This is a genomic window from Pseudomonas sp. PDM20, assembly GCF_014852575.3.
GTDB lineage: Bacteria > Pseudomonadota > Gammaproteobacteria > Pseudomonadales > Pseudomonadaceae > Pseudomonas.
The window spans coordinates 4,885,301-4,902,324 of the sequence record NZ_CM181224.1 but is presented as its reverse complement, the minus strand read 5'-3'; the positions used below and the strand labels follow the sequence as shown (position 1 = coordinate 4,902,324).

Sequence of the window (17,024 nt, the reverse complement as noted above, 5' to 3'; positions counted from 1 at the left end):
GACGAGGGCTCATCGCGCGGGTGACTGTTAGACTGGCGCGATCCATTGCCACACCCGGAGTTCTGCATGCCCCTCGATCTTTCCGCCCTGTTGCTCGGTGCGCTCGCCGGATTGCTGCCCATGGCGGCGCTTGCCTGGCGCCTGCAGGCGCGCAGGGTGGAGGTGGAGCAGGAGGCAACCCTGCTGCGCGAGCGCCTGGCCACCGCGCAACTGGCGCAGGACGGGCTGTCCGCCCAGGCCGAGGCGGATCGCGAGGCCTTCCAGCGCTTGAGCGGCCGGCATGGTGAACTCTCCGCCGAGGCAGCGGCATTGCGTCGTGAGGTCGAACTGGGCAAGGACGAGCGCGCGCGCCTGGGCAACGCCGAGCAGGACTGGCAGGCCGAGCGTGCCGACAAGGAAGTCGAGCTGCGCCGACTCTCTGCCGAGCATGCAGCGCTCTCGGCCGAGCTGCGCGAGCAGCAGGAGAATCACCAGCAGCGCCTGGGCGACCTGCAAGCGGCGAAGGATGACCTGCGTGCGCAATTCGCCGAGTTGGCCGGGAAGATCTTCGACGAGCGCGAGCAGCGCTTTGCCGAGTCCAGCCAGCAGCGCCTCGGGCAACTGCTCGACCCGCTTAAGGAGCGCATCCAGTCCTTCGAGAAGCGCGTGGAAGAGAGCTACCAGGCCGAGGCTCGTGAGCGCTTCTCGCTGACCAGGGAACTGGAGCGCCTGCAGCAGTTGAACCTGCGCCTGGGCGAGGAAGCCACCAACCTGACCCGTGCGCTGAAGGGCCAGAAGACCCAGGGCAACTGGGGCGAGCTGGTGCTCGAGCGGGTGCTGGAGCATGCCGGCCTGGAGAAGGGCCGCGAGTACGAAACCCAGGTCAGCCTGCGCGCGCCGGACGGCGAGCGCTTCCAGCCCGACGTGCTGATCCGCCTGCCTGGCGACAAGCAGGTGGTGGTGGACGCCAAGGTGAGCCTGACCGCCTACCAGCAGTTCATCGCCGCTGATGACGAGGTGATCCGCCAGCAGGCGCTGAAGGCCCATGTGCTGTCGCTGCGCAGCCATGTGAAGGGCCTGTCCGACAAGGATTACCGTCGGCTGGAGGGGCTGCACAGCCTCGACTTCGTGCTGCTGTTCATGCCCATCGAAGCGGCCTTCTCGGCGGCGCTGCAGGCCGAACCGAACCTGTTCCAGGAAGCCTTCGAGCGCAACATCGTGATCGTCAGCCCGACCACCCTGCTGGCGACGCTGCGGGTGATCGACAGCCTGTGGCGCCAGGAGCGGCAGAACCAGAACGCCCGCGAGATCGCCGAGCGTGCCGGCGCGCTGTACGACAAGTTCGTGCTCTTCGTGCAGGACCTGGACGAGATGGGCACCCGCCTGCAGCAGCTGGACAAGACCTACGCGGCGGCGCGCAACAAGCTCTGCGAGGGGCGCGGCAACCTGATCAGCCGCGCCGAGCAGGTGAAACTGCTGGGTGCGCGGGCCAGCAAGAACCTGCCGACGGATTGGCTGGAGCGGGCACTGAGCGATGATGCGCCGCTGGTGGAAGAGGGCGAGTAACGCGGGTCTGCGTTATCGCCTGAACACCTGACTCTCCTGTAGGAGCGGGCCATGCCCGCGATCGCGCGCATGGCCCGCTCCTACAGGTACGCACCTTCAGAACAGTGAGTAGGGCTTGCCGGCCGTCCCATCGGCGAAGCGCCGTAGCCTGAACGCATGCAGGTCCATCCCCGGTTCGCCCTTGTGCAGCCACTGGCTCATCAGTTGCCCGACGATGGGCCCCATCGCAAACCCATGCCCGCAGAAGCCGGTAGCGATCAGCAGGCCAGGCACTTCCGGCGGGGCGTCGAGCACCGGGATGCCGTCGGGCAGCACATCGATCAGGCCCGCCCAGCTTTCCACCACCTTCACATCGCGCAGCGCCGGGAATGCTCTGGCGAGATTTGTCTGTGCCTGGAAGACGCGCGCGGTATTCGCCTTCACCTGCGGATCACGCTCGCCGAGTACCGGGCCGTTCACGCTTCTTTCCGAGCCGGGCAGGCGCTGGCACAGATCGTGGAACAGTGCGCCGTTGAGCTTGAAGGAGAAGCCCGCGCGGTGTTCCGGCAGGTGCGGCAGGTAATGCCTGGCACCGCGCAGATAGTCGAGATTCAGGTCGATGTCGGCCTGGGTTTCGTCGGCGAGGTTGAGGCTGCCGTCGGCGCGCTGACGGAAGCCGATGCCGTGGCCGATGAAGCTCTGCGCGCCGACATCCGGCCCGGGGCTGGTGCGCGAGACGGTGCAGCGCACGGCCTGTTGCGGCAATGTCAGCCCGAGGCTCTGGACCAGGCGCCAACTGCTGGCACCGGCGCAGACCAGCAGTTGCCGGGTCTTCACATAGCCACGCTCGGTCTGTACGCCGCAGATGGCGCCGGCGGCGCGGTCGATGCCGGTGACGCCGCAGCCTTCGACGAATACGGCGCCGCGCTCCATAGCACGCAGTGCATAACCTGGAGCGACGCGGCGCGGCTCGGCCTGGCCGTCATTGGCGGTGTAGAGGGCGCCAAGCGCGGGGTCGCTCAGCGCTGGCATCAGTTGAGCGACTTCTGCGCGACCCAGCAGGCGAGTGCCGAGCCCGAAGTTGGCGGCGACCTTCAGCCAGTCCTCGTACTTGTGCTGTTGCTCCGGTGTTTCAGCGAGGTACAGGCAGCCGCCCTGACGCCATTCCAGCGGTAGTTGCAGCTCCTCTTCAAGACGCTCCCACAGCGGAATGGCGGCCATCATCAGCGGCACTTCCGCCGGGTTGCGCGCCTGCTGGCGGACAAAGCCCCAGGCGCGGGTGGACTGCTGGCTGGCGAGGCCGGCCTTGTCCAGCACCAGTACGCTCAGGCCAAGGCCGGCGAGCTGCCAGGCAGTGGCGCAACCCATGATGCCGCTGCCGGCGATGACCACGTCCACCTGCTCCGGCAGGCGCTCCAAGCGGGAGGACAGGGCGGGGTGAAGCGGGTAGGTTCCCATCGGCATACGGCGGCATCCCTGAATCGAGTAACGGATGCCGCAGTATGCGATCGGCGCGCGCCGCGCATCCACTGCGCGGGCGCGCCGGCAGGCATTACGAAGCGCGCGCGGCCCGGCTGGCAGCCGGCGAGCGGGCCAGGTAGTCCAGCGCTTCCTGGGTATTGGCCTCGTGGTCGGGGTGGTACCAGGGCTTGAAGTAGCGCAGGAAGCTGGTGGCCACCGAGCTGATCTTCGGCAGCACGCCAGTCTTCGAGCCATCGCGCCAGATCGCCGCAAAGGAGCGTGGCCGGGTGATGCTCGGGTCCTGCCGCGACAGGGTGCGAGTGCCGAAGGCGAACAGGTAGATGATCAGCGGCCAGACCACGAACATCCACAGCTGGCGGCTTATGAAGGTGCCGCCCAGGTGCACGTGCAGGTCGTGGGCGACGTTGCGGTGCTCCACCTCTTCGGCGCCGTGCCAGCGGAACAGGTCGAGCAGTACCGGGTCGGCCTTGGCGCGGTCCAGCGCGTCGGCCTCCAGGATCCACTTGCCGAGCACGCAGGTGAAGTGCTCCACCGCCGCGACGATGGCGCAGCGCTGGCCGATCCACCAGCGCTTGAGCCAGGCCGTGCGGTTGAACAGGGTGAGGCCCAGCGGTGTGTCGCTGAGCAACTGTTCGAACAGGTAGTCCATGACCTTGATATACCGCGTCGAGTCGATGCCGTGGTGGCTCAAGTATCGCTCCAGCGCGCCATTGTGGGCGCGGGCATGCATCGCCTCCTGGCGGATGAAACCCTGCACGTCGTCGCGCAGGCGGCCTTCCTTCACGAAGGGCAGGGCCTTGTTGTACAGCCGGCAGAACCACAACTCGCCGGCCGGCAACATCATGTGGATGACATTGACCACGTGCGAAGCCTCGGGCTCGCCGGGAATCCAGTGCAGGGGCGAGTCGCTGTAGTCGAACTGCACCTTGCGTTGCACCAGCTTGTGATGAGGGTTGTTCATGGGGATTCTCAGGCAGTCAGGTTGAGGCGGGCGAACAGGCGCGACAGCCAGGGCATGAAGCGCCATTGCAGGGCGCCCAGATGCACTTCGCTGCCAACCTTCACCACCGGCTGGTTGCGTTCCACCGCGCGGGTGATACGTTCGCCGACGGTGTCCGGGCTGAGCCGGCGCCGACGGTAGAAGCGCTGTACCTTCGCGCGGTGTTTCGCCTGTTGTTCGTCATCCAGTCCGGCGAAGCGCGTGGCCTGGACGATGCCGGTATCGACGAAGCCCGGGCACGCCGCGCTGACGCCGATGCCATTGCCCGCCAGCTCGGCGCGCAGGCACTCACTGAGCATCAGCACCGCCGCCTTGCTGGTGGCGTAGGCCGGGTAGTTGCGTGACGGCGCGAAAGCCACACCGGAAGCGACGTTGACCAGGTGCCCTGGCTTGCCGCTCTCGACCATCTGCTTGCCGAACAGCCGACAGCCGTCGATCACACTCCACAGGTTGATGCGCAGCAGGCGCTCCCATTCCTCCGGGGTGGTCTTGAGCATCGGCCCGGCCATGCCGATGCCGGCGTTGCTGACCACCACGTCGGGCACGCCGAGGCTGCTCTTCACCCACTGCGCGAAGCGTTCCATGGCGGCGCTGTCGCCCACGTCCACGCAGTAGCTGTAGGCGCTGGCCCCCACCGCGCGGGCCAGTTCGGCGCTGCGCTCGGCGGCGGCCGGGTCGATGTCCGCAGCCAGTACGCTGGCGCCGCGTTCGGCGAAGCTCAGCAGGGTCGACCGCCCGATGCCGCCGCCCGCGCCGGTGACCACCACCAGCTTGCCGGCGAACGGGCCGGCACCGGGTTTCAGTGCGGCGCGCTGCAGTTCCGGCGTGGCTTCGCCGCCTTCGATGTGGCTGACGAATTCGTCGATCCAGCCGCCCAGTCGGGTCGGGTCGGCGAGCAGTTGCCAGTGTCCGGCGGTGACGTCACGGCGCCATAGGCGTGGCGCCCACAGCGAGAGTTGTTGGAACAGTTGCTGGCCGACATAGCGGTCGCGGGTCGGCACGATGAGTTGCACCGGCACCTCGGTATGGCGCTTGCGCGGTTTGAAGATCGAGGTGATGAAGTTGGCCCGGTAGAGCTTCACGCCGTGCTCGCCGTCGCTGGCCTGGTGTGGGTTGCGTGCCGGGTTGCGGATGCCCTCGACCTTGCGCAGGTACTGCGGCCAGGCCTTCGCCGCGCCGAAGCGCCACGACAGCGACGGCAGCAACGGCAGATGGAAGTAGTAGATGTACCAGGAGTGCAGCAGCTGGCTGGCCATCTGCAACAGCGCGCGCGGTGTCTTGCGGCGCAGGCGGTCGCGCATCCAGAAGCCGACGTGGTCCAGGCACGGGCCGGAGACGCTGGTGTAGGAGGCGATGCGCGCGCGCAGCTGTGGATCGGTGACGCTCTCCCAGGTCTGGATCGAGCCCCAGTCATGGGCCACCAGGTGCACCGCGCGCTGCGGACTGACCGCATCGAGCACGGCCTTGAGGTCCTGGCTGAGCAGTTCCAGGCGGTAGTCGCGGGTCTTGCGCGGCTTGTCCGATTCGCCTGCGCCGCGCACATCGTAGGCAACCAGTTGGTAGCGCCCGGACAGGCGACGGATCAGCGGCAGCCAGACTTCATGGTTGTCCGGATAGCCGTGGACGAACAGCACCATCGGCAGGTGCGGTTCGCCCCAGCGCCACACGGCCAGGCGTACGTTGCCCGATTGCACGTCGAGGCGCTCCGGCGTCGGCAGTGCCTTTTCCAGCATCGCGTTCATGCCACCTCCCGCCGCGCCGGGGCGCTGATCAGGCCGCGGGCGATCCAGCGGCGCACGTGGGGCAGGTCGTCGTCCAGCCAGTAGGTGTCGTCTTCGGTGACCACCAGCAGCTCCTCGAACTTGGCGCCCACGCCGCGCAGCCCCAGGTGTGGCTCGACCGCCCAGAGGCCGGGTGTCGGGGCGTGTTGCGAGCGGTCGCTGCTCGACCACAGCGGTGACCAGCCTTCGCGGCGGCCGGTGATCAGGGCGTTCTTCATCAGCGTGGCGATGTTGCGCTCGCCGAAGCGCGCCAGCGAGGGGCCGCTGTCCCGCGCGCCGAGTTTTTCCACTCGGTGGGCCAGCACTTCGAAGGGGTAGGCCTTGTGCCGCGGCAGGGTGCCCTGGCGCTGGCAGAGGCGGTCGACCGACTGGCTGACTTCGGCCAGCGGCAGGCGCCGGCGGACCTTTTCGACGATCAGGTTGCGGTGCGCCAGCAGGTCGTCCATCAGGCGCTCCACCAGCAGGTTGTGGCCCAGCGCGCCGGAGTAGCCTACGTCGGCGGTGTAGGCACCCAGGGTCGGCGCGCAGTCGAGGATGAAGGGCATGCCTTCTTCAAGACGCTGCTTGCCGGGGTAGAAGGCCAGGTTGAAGCCGCCCAGGTGGCGCAGGCCGTCGAAGCCCTTGAACGAGGTGCGCGGGCCGAACCAGGCGAAGGGCTGGTGGAACCAGTCGCGCACGCCGTGATCGAGCAGCCAGGTCTTCATCAGGGCTGCGGTCTCGCGCTCGCTGATGCCCGGACGCAGTTCGCCGGCAATGGTTTCGCAGCAGCGGTAGGCCAGTTGCTGAGTCTCGCGGAAGTGCCGCAGGTCTTCGGGGGTGGGCCCCCAGGCGCCTTGGGACATGACTTTCTCCAGGCTGGTTGTTGTTATCGTGACATTGAGCAATGTCACGATCGATGCTGACCCATTGGCGGGCGTTGCGCCATGCCGTGCGTGCCGGGCCTTGAGTGTTACCGGGGCGCGGAGCCGCTGGCGGCGCGGGTTGTGGAGCGGCGGGGGATTTGCGGCGGGTGCAGGTCCCGCCTTTGGTTGGGCTGCAGGGCTGTGCGGCGGATCACTTTGGGACTAGTGCTTTCGATTGTTCTGAGGGCGCAACGGTGACTATCATCCGCGCCATGAGCACACCCCTGAATCTTCTCCAGCGCCTGCTGCAACGCCCGGACGACGCGCCCTCCGCGGTGGAGGACGAGCGCGAGTACACGGTGGATGAACTGGCCCGCGAGGGCGGCACCACGGTGCGCAACCTGCGCGCGTATCAGGATCGCGGCCTGCTGCCGCCGCCCGAGCGCCGCGGCCGCGCCGGGGTGTATTTCGCCAGCCACCTGCGCCGGCTGCGGCTGATCAACCGCCTGCTGGAGCGCGGCTACAACATCGCCAATATCAAGGAGCTGCTGCAGAGCTGGGAGCATGGCCACGACCTGGACCACGTGCTCGGCCTCGACGAAGCCATCGTCGGCCCGTGGAACCTGGAGTCCCCCGGCAGCATCGAGTTCAGCGACCTGCAGGCACTCTTCGGCGATGAGCTCGATGATGCAGTGATCGACCAGGCGCTGGCGCAGGGTTTGCTGGCCTTCGATGGCGAGCGCATCAGCATTCCCAGCCCGCGCCTGTTCAACGCTGGCGTCGAGCTGTACCGCGCCGGTATTCCGTTGGCGGCACTGCTGGATCATCTGGCGGTATTGCGCACCGACACCGAACACCTGGCCGCCGGCATCGTGCGGCTGGTGGTGACCCATCTGGTGGACAAGCCAGGCGCCGACCTGCTGCCCGGCGCAGCGGACCTCGAGCGTCTCGCCGAAGTCTTCCAGCGCCTGCGGCCGGTGGCCGAACAGGTGGTGCTGGTGGAGCTGGCGCGCGGCCTGAAGCGTTCGGCCAACGAGATGCTCGGCGAGCGCGTCGGGGAAATCCTCCGGCGGCTGGAAACTCCGGAGTAACGGCTCAGGACCGGCCGGCCACCTCGGCCAGTTTTCCACGTAGCCAGCGCCGCGCGGGCTCATCCTCGCTGGTTTCCGACCAGATCTGCACGAAGTCGAACGGTGCCAGTTTCAGCGGCGGCTCGAAGCTCGCCAGGCCTTGGCTTTCGAGATCATCCGGGAGCATCCGCGCGGCGATGGTCAGCACCAGGTCGGTGCCCGCCAACAGGCTGGGCGCGACGCTGAAGTGCGGTACGGTGGCGGCCACCTGACGGCGCCGGCCGAGTTTTTCCAGGTGACTGTCGATCTCTTCCGCCGGGCTCTGCTGCAGGGCGACCCGCAGGTGCGGGGCGGCGAGATAGTCGTCCAGGTCCAGGCGCTGTCTTTCGCCCAGGGTTTCCCTCGAGCACAGGCAGACGAAGCGTTCCTCGAACAACTGCTGCATCCGCAGTCCTTCGGGCAGCATCGGGAAGACCCCGAGCGCGACATCCAGCTCGCCGCTCGCCACCTGCTCGGCCATGCCCACCCGCGAGGCCTGCCTTACGTCCAGGTGAATGCCCGGCGCCTCGCGGCGCAGGAGCGGCAGCAGGGCCGGTAGCACTACCCAGGCGCCGTAGTCGGACATGCCCAGGCGCAACTCCATCTCGGCGCTGGCCGGGTCGAAATCGTCGCCCAGCACCAGCCGGCGCACACCGCCGAGGATTTCCCGCAGCGGCTCGGCCAGTTCGAAGGCGCGGCGGGTCAGTTGCATCTGGTTGCCGGCGCGCACCAGCAACGGGTCGTCGAGCAGGTCGCGCAGGCGGTTGAGCGCATGGCTCACCGCCGGCTGTGTCATCGCCAGCCGCTTGGCCGCGCGGGAGACGTGGCGCTCGTCCAGCAGCGCATCGAGGATCACCAGCAGGTTGAGGTCGATGCGGCGCAAATCATGAATCGAGTGCATCTGTGCTGTACCGATCATTCATTTCCATGCGCGGGATGGATAGCAGAAGCTGAAGGCATCGACAAGAAACGGAGGAAAGTCGATGTCGAAATTGCTTCTTCTGCTGCCTGCCATTGGTGTGGGCGCGCTGGTCGCCCTGCAGGCCGGCAGCAATTCCCTGCTCGGTCGCCAGCTGGGGCATCCACTGAGTGCCAGCCTGACGTCCCTGGGCGTGAGTCTGGCGGCGGTGATCATCGCCCTGCTGGCCTTCCGTGTGCCGTTGCCGCCGGCAGCTGGCATCGCTACCACGCCGTGGTGGGGCTGGCTGGGTGGGCTGTTCGGCGCGGCTTACCTGACGGTTGCGGTAATGCTGGCGCCGCAGCTGGGGGCGGCGACTTTCCTGGCCTGCGTGGTGGCGGGGCAGATGCTGATGTCGGCGTTGTGCGACCAGTTCGGCTGGGCCGGTTTCCCGGTGCGGCGGCTGTCAGTCGAGGGCTTGCTGGCCGTCGGGTTGATCATTGCCGGGGTGGTGTTGCTGCAGTGGCGGGGGAGGGTGGTTTGAGTTGAGTGCGGAGCTGGCCGGGAATCCCCTCTCCCTGAAGGGAGAGGGCGGAGGAGAGGGTGCCAAGCCCGCGCTGAGGACCATCACCGCAAACTCAAATGCCGACTCAACAACGCCCTTAGCGCCGCCGGTTTCACCGGCTTGGGCAGGAAGTCCAGACCGGCTGCGTGGATCTGCGCCACCAGTTCGGGACGGGCGTCCGCGCTGATCACCACGCCGGGCACGGGCTCGCCCAGACGGGTGCGCAGCCAGGCCATGAGATCGGTGCCCAGTTCGCCGTCGTCCAGGTGGTAGTCGATCAGCGCCAGTTGCGGACGCGCATCGCCTTCCAGCAGCGCCTGGCATTCCTCGCGGCTACGTGCGGTGAGCACGCGGCAGCCCCAGCGGGTCAGCAGGCTGTTCATGCCGGTGAGGATGCTGTCTTCGTTGTCGACGCAAAGCACCTGCGCGCCGTTGAGCTGTTCCGGGGTTTCCACCTTGTGGCCGTTGGGCGGCGCCGGAGCCGGCTGGCGCGCCAGCGGCACGCTGACGCTGAACACGCTGCCCTTGCCCGGCCAGGAGCGTACTTCCAGACGGTGGCCGAGCACCTTGCACAGTCGATCGGCGATCGCCAGGCCCAGGCCCAGGCCCTTTTCGGCGCGGGTCTGGTGGCTGTCCAGGCGTTTGAACTCCTCGAAGATCACCTGCAGCTTGTCCGGTGGGATGCCCGGGCCGTGGTCCCAGACTTCCAGGCGCAGGTGCCCGGCCTCGCGGCGCACGCCGAGCAGCACGTGGCCCTTGGCGTAACGGAAGGCGTTGGTGAGGAAGTTCTGCAGCACGCGGCGCAGCAGTTTGATATCGCTTTCCACGCGCAGCTTGCTGCCGCGCACATGGAAGTCGATGCCGTGCTCCTGGGCCAGCACGCGGAACTCCACGCCCAGGGTGTCGTACAGGTTGCTCAGCGGGAAGCCCGCGACGTCGGCGCTGACACGGCCGCCCTCAAGGCGCGAGATATCCAGCAGGTCGGTGATCAGGTCCTCCGCCGAGCGCAGCGACGAGTCCAGGTGGCGCACCAGTTCAGTGGCCTCCTCGGGCAGTTTTTCCTGGTGGGCGAGGGCGGCGGAGAACAGCCGCGCCGCGTTCAGCGGCTGCATCAGGTCGTGGCTGACGGCGGCGAGGAAGCGCGACTTCGACTGGTTCGCCGCCTCGGCGGTGCCCTTGGCCTCGGTGAGTGCCTGGTTGAGTTGCGACAGCTCGAAGGTGCGCTCCTGCACGCGCTGCTCCAGGCCTTCGTTGGCGTCCTTCAGGCCCTGCTCGGCGTCGCGGTAGTTGGTGATGTCGGTGAAGCTCATGACGAAGCCGCCGCCGGGCATGGGGTTGCCGATCAGCTCGATCACCCGGCCGTTGGGGAACAGCCGCTCGGAGGTGTGCGGCGTGCCCTGGCGCATCCAGTACAGGCGCTTCGCGACGTGCAGGTCCGGATCACCCGGCCCGCAGAGATTGCGCTCGGCGTTGTAGCGGATGATGTCGGCGATCGGGCGGCCGACGTAGATCAGCCCGTCCGGGTACTCGAACAGTTCGATGTAGCGGTGGTTCCAGGCCACCAGGCGCAGCGACTGATCGACCACGCTGATGCCCTGGGTGATGTTCTCGATGGCGCCCTGCAGCAGTGCGCGGTTGAACTGCAGCACCTCGGAGGCTTCGTCGGCAATCTTCACCACGTCCTCCACCTGCATCTCGCGGCCTTCGATGGCGGCCTTCACCACGGCGCGCGCGGAGGAGGCGCCGAGTACGCCGGCGAGCAGGCGCTCGGTGTGGGCGATCCACTCGTCGTTGGCGTTCTGGCTGGGAGTGAAGCCCTTGCCCTGACGGTAGGCGAAGCGGATGAAGCTCTGTCGCGCGCGTTCCTCGCCGACGAAGCGGGCGGCGAGCATCAGCAGGTCTTCCAGCTGTACCGCGAGCATCGAGCGCGAGCTGAGTTTCTGGGAGATTTCCTGGCCGATGAAGCGGCTGGCCTGCCAGTGCTCGGAGACGCGGGTGCGGGAGAACACCGAGACCAGCCCGAACAGCGCGAAGTTGCCGATCAGCGAGAGCAGCACGCCCAGGGTCAGCGGCTCGATGGACAGGCCGAACGGGCGGCCGGCGAGCCATGCCAGGCCCGGGAATGTCTGCAGCGGCCAGCCCAGGCCCTTGGCGACTACCGGCAGCACCAGCGTATAGGCCCACAGCAGCGAGCCGGCGGCCAGGCCGGCGAACACGCCGCGGCGGTTGGCCTGCTTCCAGTACAGCGCGCCGATCATCGCCGGGCCGAGCTGGGCGATGGCGGCGAAGGCGATCTGGCCGATGGTGGCCAGGCTCGCGGTGGAGCCCAGCAGGCGGTAGCTGACGTAGGCCAGCAGGAGGATCAGCGCGATGCTCACCCGGCGCACGGTCAGCAGCCAGTGGCGGAACACCTCGAACGGCTGCTCGGCTTCGCCTTTGCGGCGCAACAGCCAGGGCAGCAGCATGTCGTTGGAGACCATGGTGGACAGCGCCACGCTGGCCACGATCACCATGCCGGTGGCCGCCGAAGCGCCGCCGATGAAGGCCAGCAGGGCCAGCGCCGGATGCGCCTCGGCCAGCGGCAAGCTGATCACGAAGGAGTCGGGCATCACGCCGGCGGGCAGGTGCATCTGCCCGGCAAGGGCGATGGGCACCACGAACAGCGCGGCCAGCACCAGGTAGATCGGGAACACCCAGCGCGCCAGGTTGAGGTCGCGCGGCTCGATGTTCTCCACCACCAGCACGTGGAACTGGCGCGGCAGGCACATGATGGCTGTCATCGCCACGCCGGTCTGCAGCAGCATCGCCGGCCAGTGCACGGTCTCTTTCCAGTATTCGGTGAGCTGCGGGGCGACGCGGGCCTGGTCGACCAGGTCGCCGAAGCCGTCGTAGAGGCCGTAGGTGACGAAGATGCCGACGGCGATGAAGGCGGTGAGCTTGACCAGCGACTCGAAGGCGATCGCCAGCACCATGCCGCGGTGGTGCTCGGTGACGTCCAGGTTGCGGGTACCGAAGACGATGGTGAACAGCGCGAGGATCAGCGACACGATCAGCGCCGTGTCCTGGGCGCGGATGCCGGTGGAGTCGGGGCCGGCGCCGATCAGCAGGTTGACGCCGAGGACGATGCCCTTGAGCTGCAGGGCGATGTAGGGCAGCACGCAGACCACGCAGATCAGCGCCACCACCACCGCCAGCGCCTGCGACTTGCCGTAGCGCGCGGCGATGAAGTCGGCGATGGAGGTGATGTTCTCCTGCTTGCTGATCATGATCATCTTCTGCAGCACCCAGGGTGCGAAGAGCATCAGCAGCACGGGGCCGACATAGATCGGCAGGAAGGACCACAACTGGTCGGCGGCCTGGCCGACGGCGCCGAAGAAGGTCCAGCTGGTGCAGTAGACCGCCAGGGACAGGCTGTAGACCCAGGCGCGGACACGCGGCGAAAGAGGGGCGCGACGGCGGTCGCCATAGAACGCGATGGCGAACAGGACCGCCATGTAGAGCAGGGCGACCGTTGCGATCAACCCACTGGACAACGACATGCTGACTCCGGAAGTGAACTGGCTCCCCCGCAGGAGCACTGTGGCATCGAAGCAGTTTCGCATCAAAGTCCGGAACTGTCAGACACCTGCTACCAATGTCTCAGTGGCGCTGTGTCACGCCTCACACTTGAGAGCGGAGCGCCGGGCTGGTAGCTTGCCGGCCTTTTCGCGGTCCGTCCGTCGAGCGCCATCCGGCGCGCGGCACTTCAGCCGGCCGCTACGCTCTGATGTGAGCGAAGATTTCGCGTCGTGTTTCGAGGAGGGCGCCATGTTCAGACCGTTACCCATCACCTTGCAGCGCGGGGCCCTGCGCCTGGAGCCGATGGTGGAGGCCGACGTGCCGGACCTGGTGACGCTGGCGGAGCAGAACCGCGACGTCCTGCAGTTCATGAGCGCGCCGGGGCGCCCGGACTGGTACCGCCAGGGCCTGGCCGACCAGCGCGAGGGCCGTGCGCTGCCGCTGGTGGTGCGGCTGGGCAACCAGATCGTCGGCACCACGCGCTTCATGGACTTCCTCCCGGCGCTGCCGGCCTGCGAGATCGGCGCCACCTGGCTGGACCAGGCCCAGCACGGCAGCGGCCTCAACGCCACCATGAAGTACCTGATGCTGCGCCACGCCTTCGATAGCTGGAAGATGGTCCGCGTGCAGTTCAAGACCGCCGCCAGCAACGAGCGCTCCCAGCGTGCCATCGAGAAGCTCGGCGCGGTGCGCGAGGGAGTGCTGCGCAACCACCGGCGCCTGGCCGGCGGGCGGCTGGACGACACCATCCTCTACAGCATCACCGACCAGGAATGGCCGCAGGTGAAGGCGGCGCTGGAAGCTGGTTTCAACGGCTGAAGGGGCGGTGTAAGGTGACCGACCCGCCCGCTCGCAGGAGCGGCGGTGCGACATCGAGGCAGGACCATGGCAGAACACGACGCGAGTGGCGAACGCACCCGCTTCTGGCGCGCCCAGGAGCTGGGTGGCGTCGAGCTGCTGCACGCGCGCTATATCGAGCAGGTGTTCTCGCCCCACGTCCATGAAGGCTTCGCCTTCGTCATGATCGAGCAGGGCGCACAGCGCTTTCACCATCGCGGCGCCGAGCACTTCGCCCCGGCCGGCAGCGTGGTGTTGATCAACCCCGACGAGGTGCACACCGGTTCCAAGGCCGACGAGGCCGGCTGGCGCTACCGCGGCTTCTACCCGGAGCTGGCGCAGGTGTCCGGCGTGCTGGAGGAGCTGGAGCTGGGCGGAGGCGGTACGCCGTCGTTCGATGCCAGCGTGGTGTTCGACCCGGAGCTGGTGCAGGCGCTGTTCGCCGCCCACCGCCTGGTGGATTCCGACGCTACCGTGCTGCAGCGCCAGACCTGCTGGCGCGAGGCGCTCCTGCTGCTGTTCCAGCGTCACGCACGGATTCCCGAGGCACCGCCGGCGGGCAATGAGCCCGTGGCTGTGGCCCGCGCCCGCGAGCTGCTCGGTTCGCGGTTGATGGAGCCGCCGTCGCTGGAAGAGCTGGCCGCTGCCGTCGGGCTGTCGCCTTTCCATTTCGCCCGCGTGTTCCGCAAGGCCACCGGCCTGCCGCCACATGCCTGGCTCAAGCAGCGCCGGCTGGAGCAGGCAAGGGCGCTGCTCAAGCAGGGCTGCATGCCGGTGAATGTGGCGATGCAGCTCGGTTTCGCCGACCAGAGTCACCTCAGCCGGCAGTTCAAGCAGGCCTATGGCGTCGGCCCCGGCGAATACCGCCAGGCCTGTGCGCGATCTTTCCGCCCCGTCTGATTTTTCCGGCGTCGTTATTGGCCAGAGCCCGTCACCGAAGGGCTGCTGGCCTATTGCCGTGGCTGATGAACAGTCGTTCGAGATGCCGAAAAGAGAATCTGAGTCAACCGGAATATTTTGTCATTTGCGATACATTTGCATTTACAAAATTTACAATCAGTTCTAATTTCCCGCCCCTTCACGAAGTACCCGGGGAGGGGGAAGCATGTCGCACGTTCGTTCGTGGTCGCGCCTGGCGATCGCCGTAGCCCTGGCCACGCCGCTGCTGCCAGCGCAGGCCGAGGAAGAGACCAAGGAGCTGGAGACCGTTACCGTGGTCGGTGACTGGCTCGGCGAGGCCGACCAGCAGGTGGTACAGAACCACCCCGGCGCGCGCACCGTGGTGCGTCGCGAGCAGATGATCGAAGAAGGCGCACAGAACGTGCGCGATGTGCTGCGCGGCATTCCCGGCGTGCAGGTGCAGGACAACAATGGCACCGGCGGCAGTGATGTCTCCCTCAACGTCGGCGTGCGCGGTCTGACCTCGCGACTGTCGCCGCGCTCCACCGTGCTCATCGATGGCGTCCCGGCCGCCGTGGCGCCCTACGGCCAGCCGCAGTTGTCGATGTTCCCGCTGTCGGTGGGCAACCTCGACAGCGTCGACGTCGTGCGTGGCGCCGGCTCCGTGCGCTACGGACCGCAGAACGTCGGCGGGGTGATCAACTTCGTCACCCGCGCGATTCCCAAGGAATTCTCCGGCGACGTCGGCAGCACCGTGGAAACCGCTTCCCACGGCGGCTGGAAGAAGCTCTACAACGCCTTCCTCGGCGGCACCGCCGACAACGGCATGGGCGCTGCACTGCTGTACTCGGGCGTGAAAGGCGCGGGCTACCGCGACAGCAATGACGCCACCGATATCGACGACGTGATGTTCAAGACCCACTGGGCCCCCACAGACGCTGACGAGTTCTCCGCCAACTTCCACTACTACGATGGCAGCGCCGACATGCCCGGCGGCCTGACCCAGGCGCAGTTCGACAAGGACCCGTACCAGTCGGTGCGCGACTACGACAACTTCACCGGCCGCCGCAAGGACGTCTCGCTCAAGTACAAGCGGCAGATCGACGACCTCACGCAAGTGGAAGTGCTGACCTATTACAGCGACAGCTTCCGCGGCAGCACCATCGCCAACCGCGACCTCAAGACCCTGGCGTCGTACCCGCGCGACTACCACACCTTCGGTATCGAGCCGCGCGTGTCGAGGATCTTCATGGTCGGTCCGACCACCCAGGAAGCGAGCATTGGCTACCGCTACCTGAAGGAGGCGATGCACGAGCGCGCCAGCCAGGTCGCGCTGATCAACAACATCCCGACCACGTTGCCGACTCCCGGCGGTGACGGCCACACCTACCAGGACCGCACCGGCGGCACCGAGGCGAACGCCATCTACCTCGACGACAAGATCGACGTGGGCAACTGGACCGTCACCCCGGGCATTCGCTTCGAGCGCATCTCCACCGACTGGCACGAGCGCCCGGTGATCGACAACAAGGGCAAGCCGGTCCAGGAAAAGAACCGCAGCAAGGACTACAACGAGCCGCTGCCGGCGCTGGCGGTGATGTATCACCTGTCGGACGAGTGGAAGCTGTTCGCCAACTACGAGACCTCCTTCGGCAGCCTGCAGTACTTCCAGCTCGGCCAGGGTGGCAGCGGCAACGACACTGCCAGCGGCCTGCAGCCGGAGAAGGCGAAGACCTACGAAGTGGGCACCCGCTACGACAACGGCACCTGGGGTGGCGAAGTCACACTGTTCTACATCGACTTCGACGACGAACTGCAGTACATCAGCAACGACGTGGGCTGGACCAACCTGGGCGCCACCAAGCACCAGGGTATCGAGACCTCTGCGCACTACGATATGGCTGCGCTCGACCCGGTACTCGCCGGCCTGACCGCCTACGGCACCCTGACCTACACCCGCGCGACCTACGAAGGCGAGATCCCCGGCTTCAAGGGCCGCGACCTGCCGCTCTATTCGCGCCAGGTGGCGACCATCGGCCTGCGCTACGAGCATGACCGCTGGACCTACAACTTCGACGGCTTCGCCCAGTCGAAGCAGCGCGCGCCTGGCCCGACCACCAACGCCAACGGTAGCTTCACCGGCAACTACATCACCGAGCCGACCGCCGATGGCCAGTACGGCGACATCCCCGGCTATGTGCTGTGGAATGCCCGCGTGGGCTACGACTTCGGTCCTCAGGCGTCGAACCTGAAGCTTGCCGCCGGGGTGAAGAACCTCTTCGACCAGATGAACTACACCCGCTCCAGCGACAACAACGCCGGTATCTACCTCGGCGAGCCGCGCACCTTCTACGTGCAGGGCAGCGTCGGCTTCTGAGGTCATCCCGGTAATTGAAAAGCCCGTCCTTCGCGACGGGTTTTTTCTTGCCCGGTTTGCACGGTTCGAATGGATTTGTGCGGGAAATGTGGCTTTTCTTCACGCTGTTGCCGTCATATCCGTGCTGTCATTCCGGCTCAAGGCCGCTACG

11 protein-coding genes and 1 pseudogene are annotated in these 17,024 nt (G+C 67.1%); 6 read left to right on the top strand and 6 right to left on the bottom strand.

The window, feature by feature from the left end:
• Positions 1-180: 180 nt before the first annotated feature.
• A complete protein-coding gene (locus tag IB261_RS22410; RefSeq protein ID WP_168190542.1) occupies positions 181-1,545 on the top strand; it encodes a DNA recombination protein RmuC in 1,365 nt (454 codons plus the stop codon).
• Between the two features lie 96 nt (positions 1,546-1,641).
• Here the strand turns inward: IB261_RS22410 and IB261_RS22405 are convergent, their stop codons facing one another.
• From IB261_RS22405 to IB261_RS22390, 4 genes are all read right to left on the bottom strand, one after another.
• Entirely contained in the window at positions 1,642-2,988 is a 1,347-nt protein-coding gene (locus IB261_RS22405; protein ID WP_192381120.1) for an NAD(P)/FAD-dependent oxidoreductase, read from the bottom strand.
• An 88-nt stretch (positions 2,989-3,076) separates the two neighbouring features.
• A complete protein-coding gene (locus tag IB261_RS22400) occupies positions 3,077-3,967 on the bottom strand; it encodes a metal-dependent hydrolase (protein WP_192381121.1) in 891 nt (296 codons plus the stop codon).
• Between the two features lie 8 nt (positions 3,968-3,975).
• A complete protein-coding gene (locus IB261_RS22395) occupies positions 3,976-5,748 on the bottom strand; it encodes an SDR family oxidoreductase (RefSeq protein ID WP_192381122.1) in 1,773 nt (590 codons plus the stop codon).
• Positions 5,745-6,629, bottom strand: coding sequence for a M24 family metallopeptidase (locus IB261_RS22390; protein WP_192381123.1), 885 nt, complete (start codon positions 6,627-6,629; stop codon positions 5,745-5,747). The genes IB261_RS22395 and IB261_RS22390 overlap by 4 nt, the downstream gene beginning before the upstream one ends.
• Positions 6,630-7,021: 392 nt before the next feature.
• Here IB261_RS22390 and IB261_RS22385 point away from each other — a divergent pair, with 392 nt between their 5' ends.
• Complete coding sequence (locus IB261_RS22385; protein WP_230986170.1) at positions 7,022-7,720, top strand: MerR family transcriptional regulator; 699 nt, start codon at positions 7,022-7,024, stop codon at positions 7,718-7,720.
• Positions 7,721-7,724: 4 nt separating this feature from the next.
• Here the strand turns inward: IB261_RS22385 and IB261_RS22380 are convergent, their stop codons facing one another.
• A complete protein-coding gene (locus tag IB261_RS22380) occupies positions 7,725-8,639 on the bottom strand; it encodes a LysR family transcriptional regulator (protein ID WP_192381124.1) in 915 nt (304 codons plus the stop codon).
• Between the two features lie 82 nt (positions 8,640-8,721).
• Here IB261_RS22380 and IB261_RS22375 point away from each other — a divergent pair, with 82 nt between their 5' ends.
• Positions 8,722-9,180 carry a DMT family transporter gene (locus tag IB261_RS22375; RefSeq protein WP_081520199.1) on the top strand — a complete coding sequence of 153 codons (459 nt, stop codon included), beginning with the start codon at positions 8,722-8,724 and terminating at the stop codon, positions 9,178-9,180.
• A gap of 83 nt (positions 9,181-9,263) precedes the next feature.
• Here IB261_RS22375 and IB261_RS22370 read toward each other — a convergent pair whose 3' ends face one another.
• A complete protein-coding gene (locus tag IB261_RS22370) occupies positions 9,264-12,740 on the bottom strand; it encodes a PAS domain-containing hybrid sensor histidine kinase/response regulator (protein ID WP_192381125.1) in 3,477 nt (1,158 codons plus the stop codon).
• A 239-nt stretch (positions 12,741-12,979) separates the two neighbouring features.
• Between IB261_RS22370 and IB261_RS22365 the strand changes: the two are divergent.
• The 3 genes and pseudogenes from IB261_RS22365 (at position 12,980) to IB261_RS22355 (ending at position 16,873) form a co-directional block, all read left to right on the top strand.
• A pseudogene (locus IB261_RS22365) lies at positions 12,980-13,578 on the top strand (GNAT family N-acetyltransferase).
• Positions 13,579-13,644: 66 nt separating this feature from the next.
• Positions 13,645-14,496 (top strand): helix-turn-helix transcriptional regulator, encoded by an 852-nt coding sequence (locus tag IB261_RS22360; protein WP_192224097.1) that lies wholly within the window; start codon positions 13,645-13,647, stop codon positions 14,494-14,496.
• A 205-nt stretch (positions 14,497-14,701) separates the two neighbouring features.
• Entirely contained in the window at positions 14,702-16,873 is a 2,172-nt protein-coding gene (locus tag IB261_RS22355; protein ID WP_192381126.1) for a TonB-dependent receptor family protein, read from the top strand.
• Positions 16,874-17,024 lie beyond the last annotated feature (151 nt).

What these genes read in the sequence shown, in the direction of transcription:
- IB261_RS22405 (WP_192381120.1), bottom strand. Translation starts at nt 2,988, where the DNA reads ATGCCGATGGGAACCTACCCGCTTCACCCCGCCCTGTCCTCCCGCTTG.
- IB261_RS22400 (WP_192381121.1), bottom strand. Translation starts at nt 3,967, where the DNA reads ATGAACAACCCTCATCACAAGCTGGTGCAACGCAAGGTGCAGTTCGAC.
- IB261_RS22395 (WP_192381122.1), bottom strand. Translation starts at nt 5,748, where the DNA reads ATGAACGCGATGCTGGAAAAGGCACTGCCGACGCCGGAGCGCCTCGAC.
- IB261_RS22390 (WP_192381123.1), bottom strand. Translation starts at nt 6,629, where the DNA reads ATGTCCCAAGGCGCCTGGGGGCCCACCCCCGAAGACCTGCGGCACTTC.
- IB261_RS22380 (WP_192381124.1), bottom strand. Translation starts at nt 8,639, where the DNA reads ATGCACTCGATTCATGATTTGCGCCGCATCGACCTCAACCTGCTGGTG.
- IB261_RS22375 (WP_081520199.1), top strand. Translation starts at nt 8,722, where the DNA reads ATGTCGAAATTGCTTCTTCTGCTGCCTGCCATTGGTGTGGGCGCGCTG.
- IB261_RS22370 (WP_192381125.1), bottom strand. Translation starts at nt 12,740, where the DNA reads ATGTCGTTGTCCAGTGGGTTGATCGCAACGGTCGCCCTGCTCTACATG.
- IB261_RS22360 (WP_192224097.1), top strand. Translation starts at nt 13,645, where the DNA reads ATGGCAGAACACGACGCGAGTGGCGAACGCACCCGCTTCTGGCGCGCC.
- IB261_RS22355 (WP_192381126.1), top strand. Translation starts at nt 14,702, where the DNA reads ATGTCGCACGTTCGTTCGTGGTCGCGCCTGGCGATCGCCGTAGCCCTG.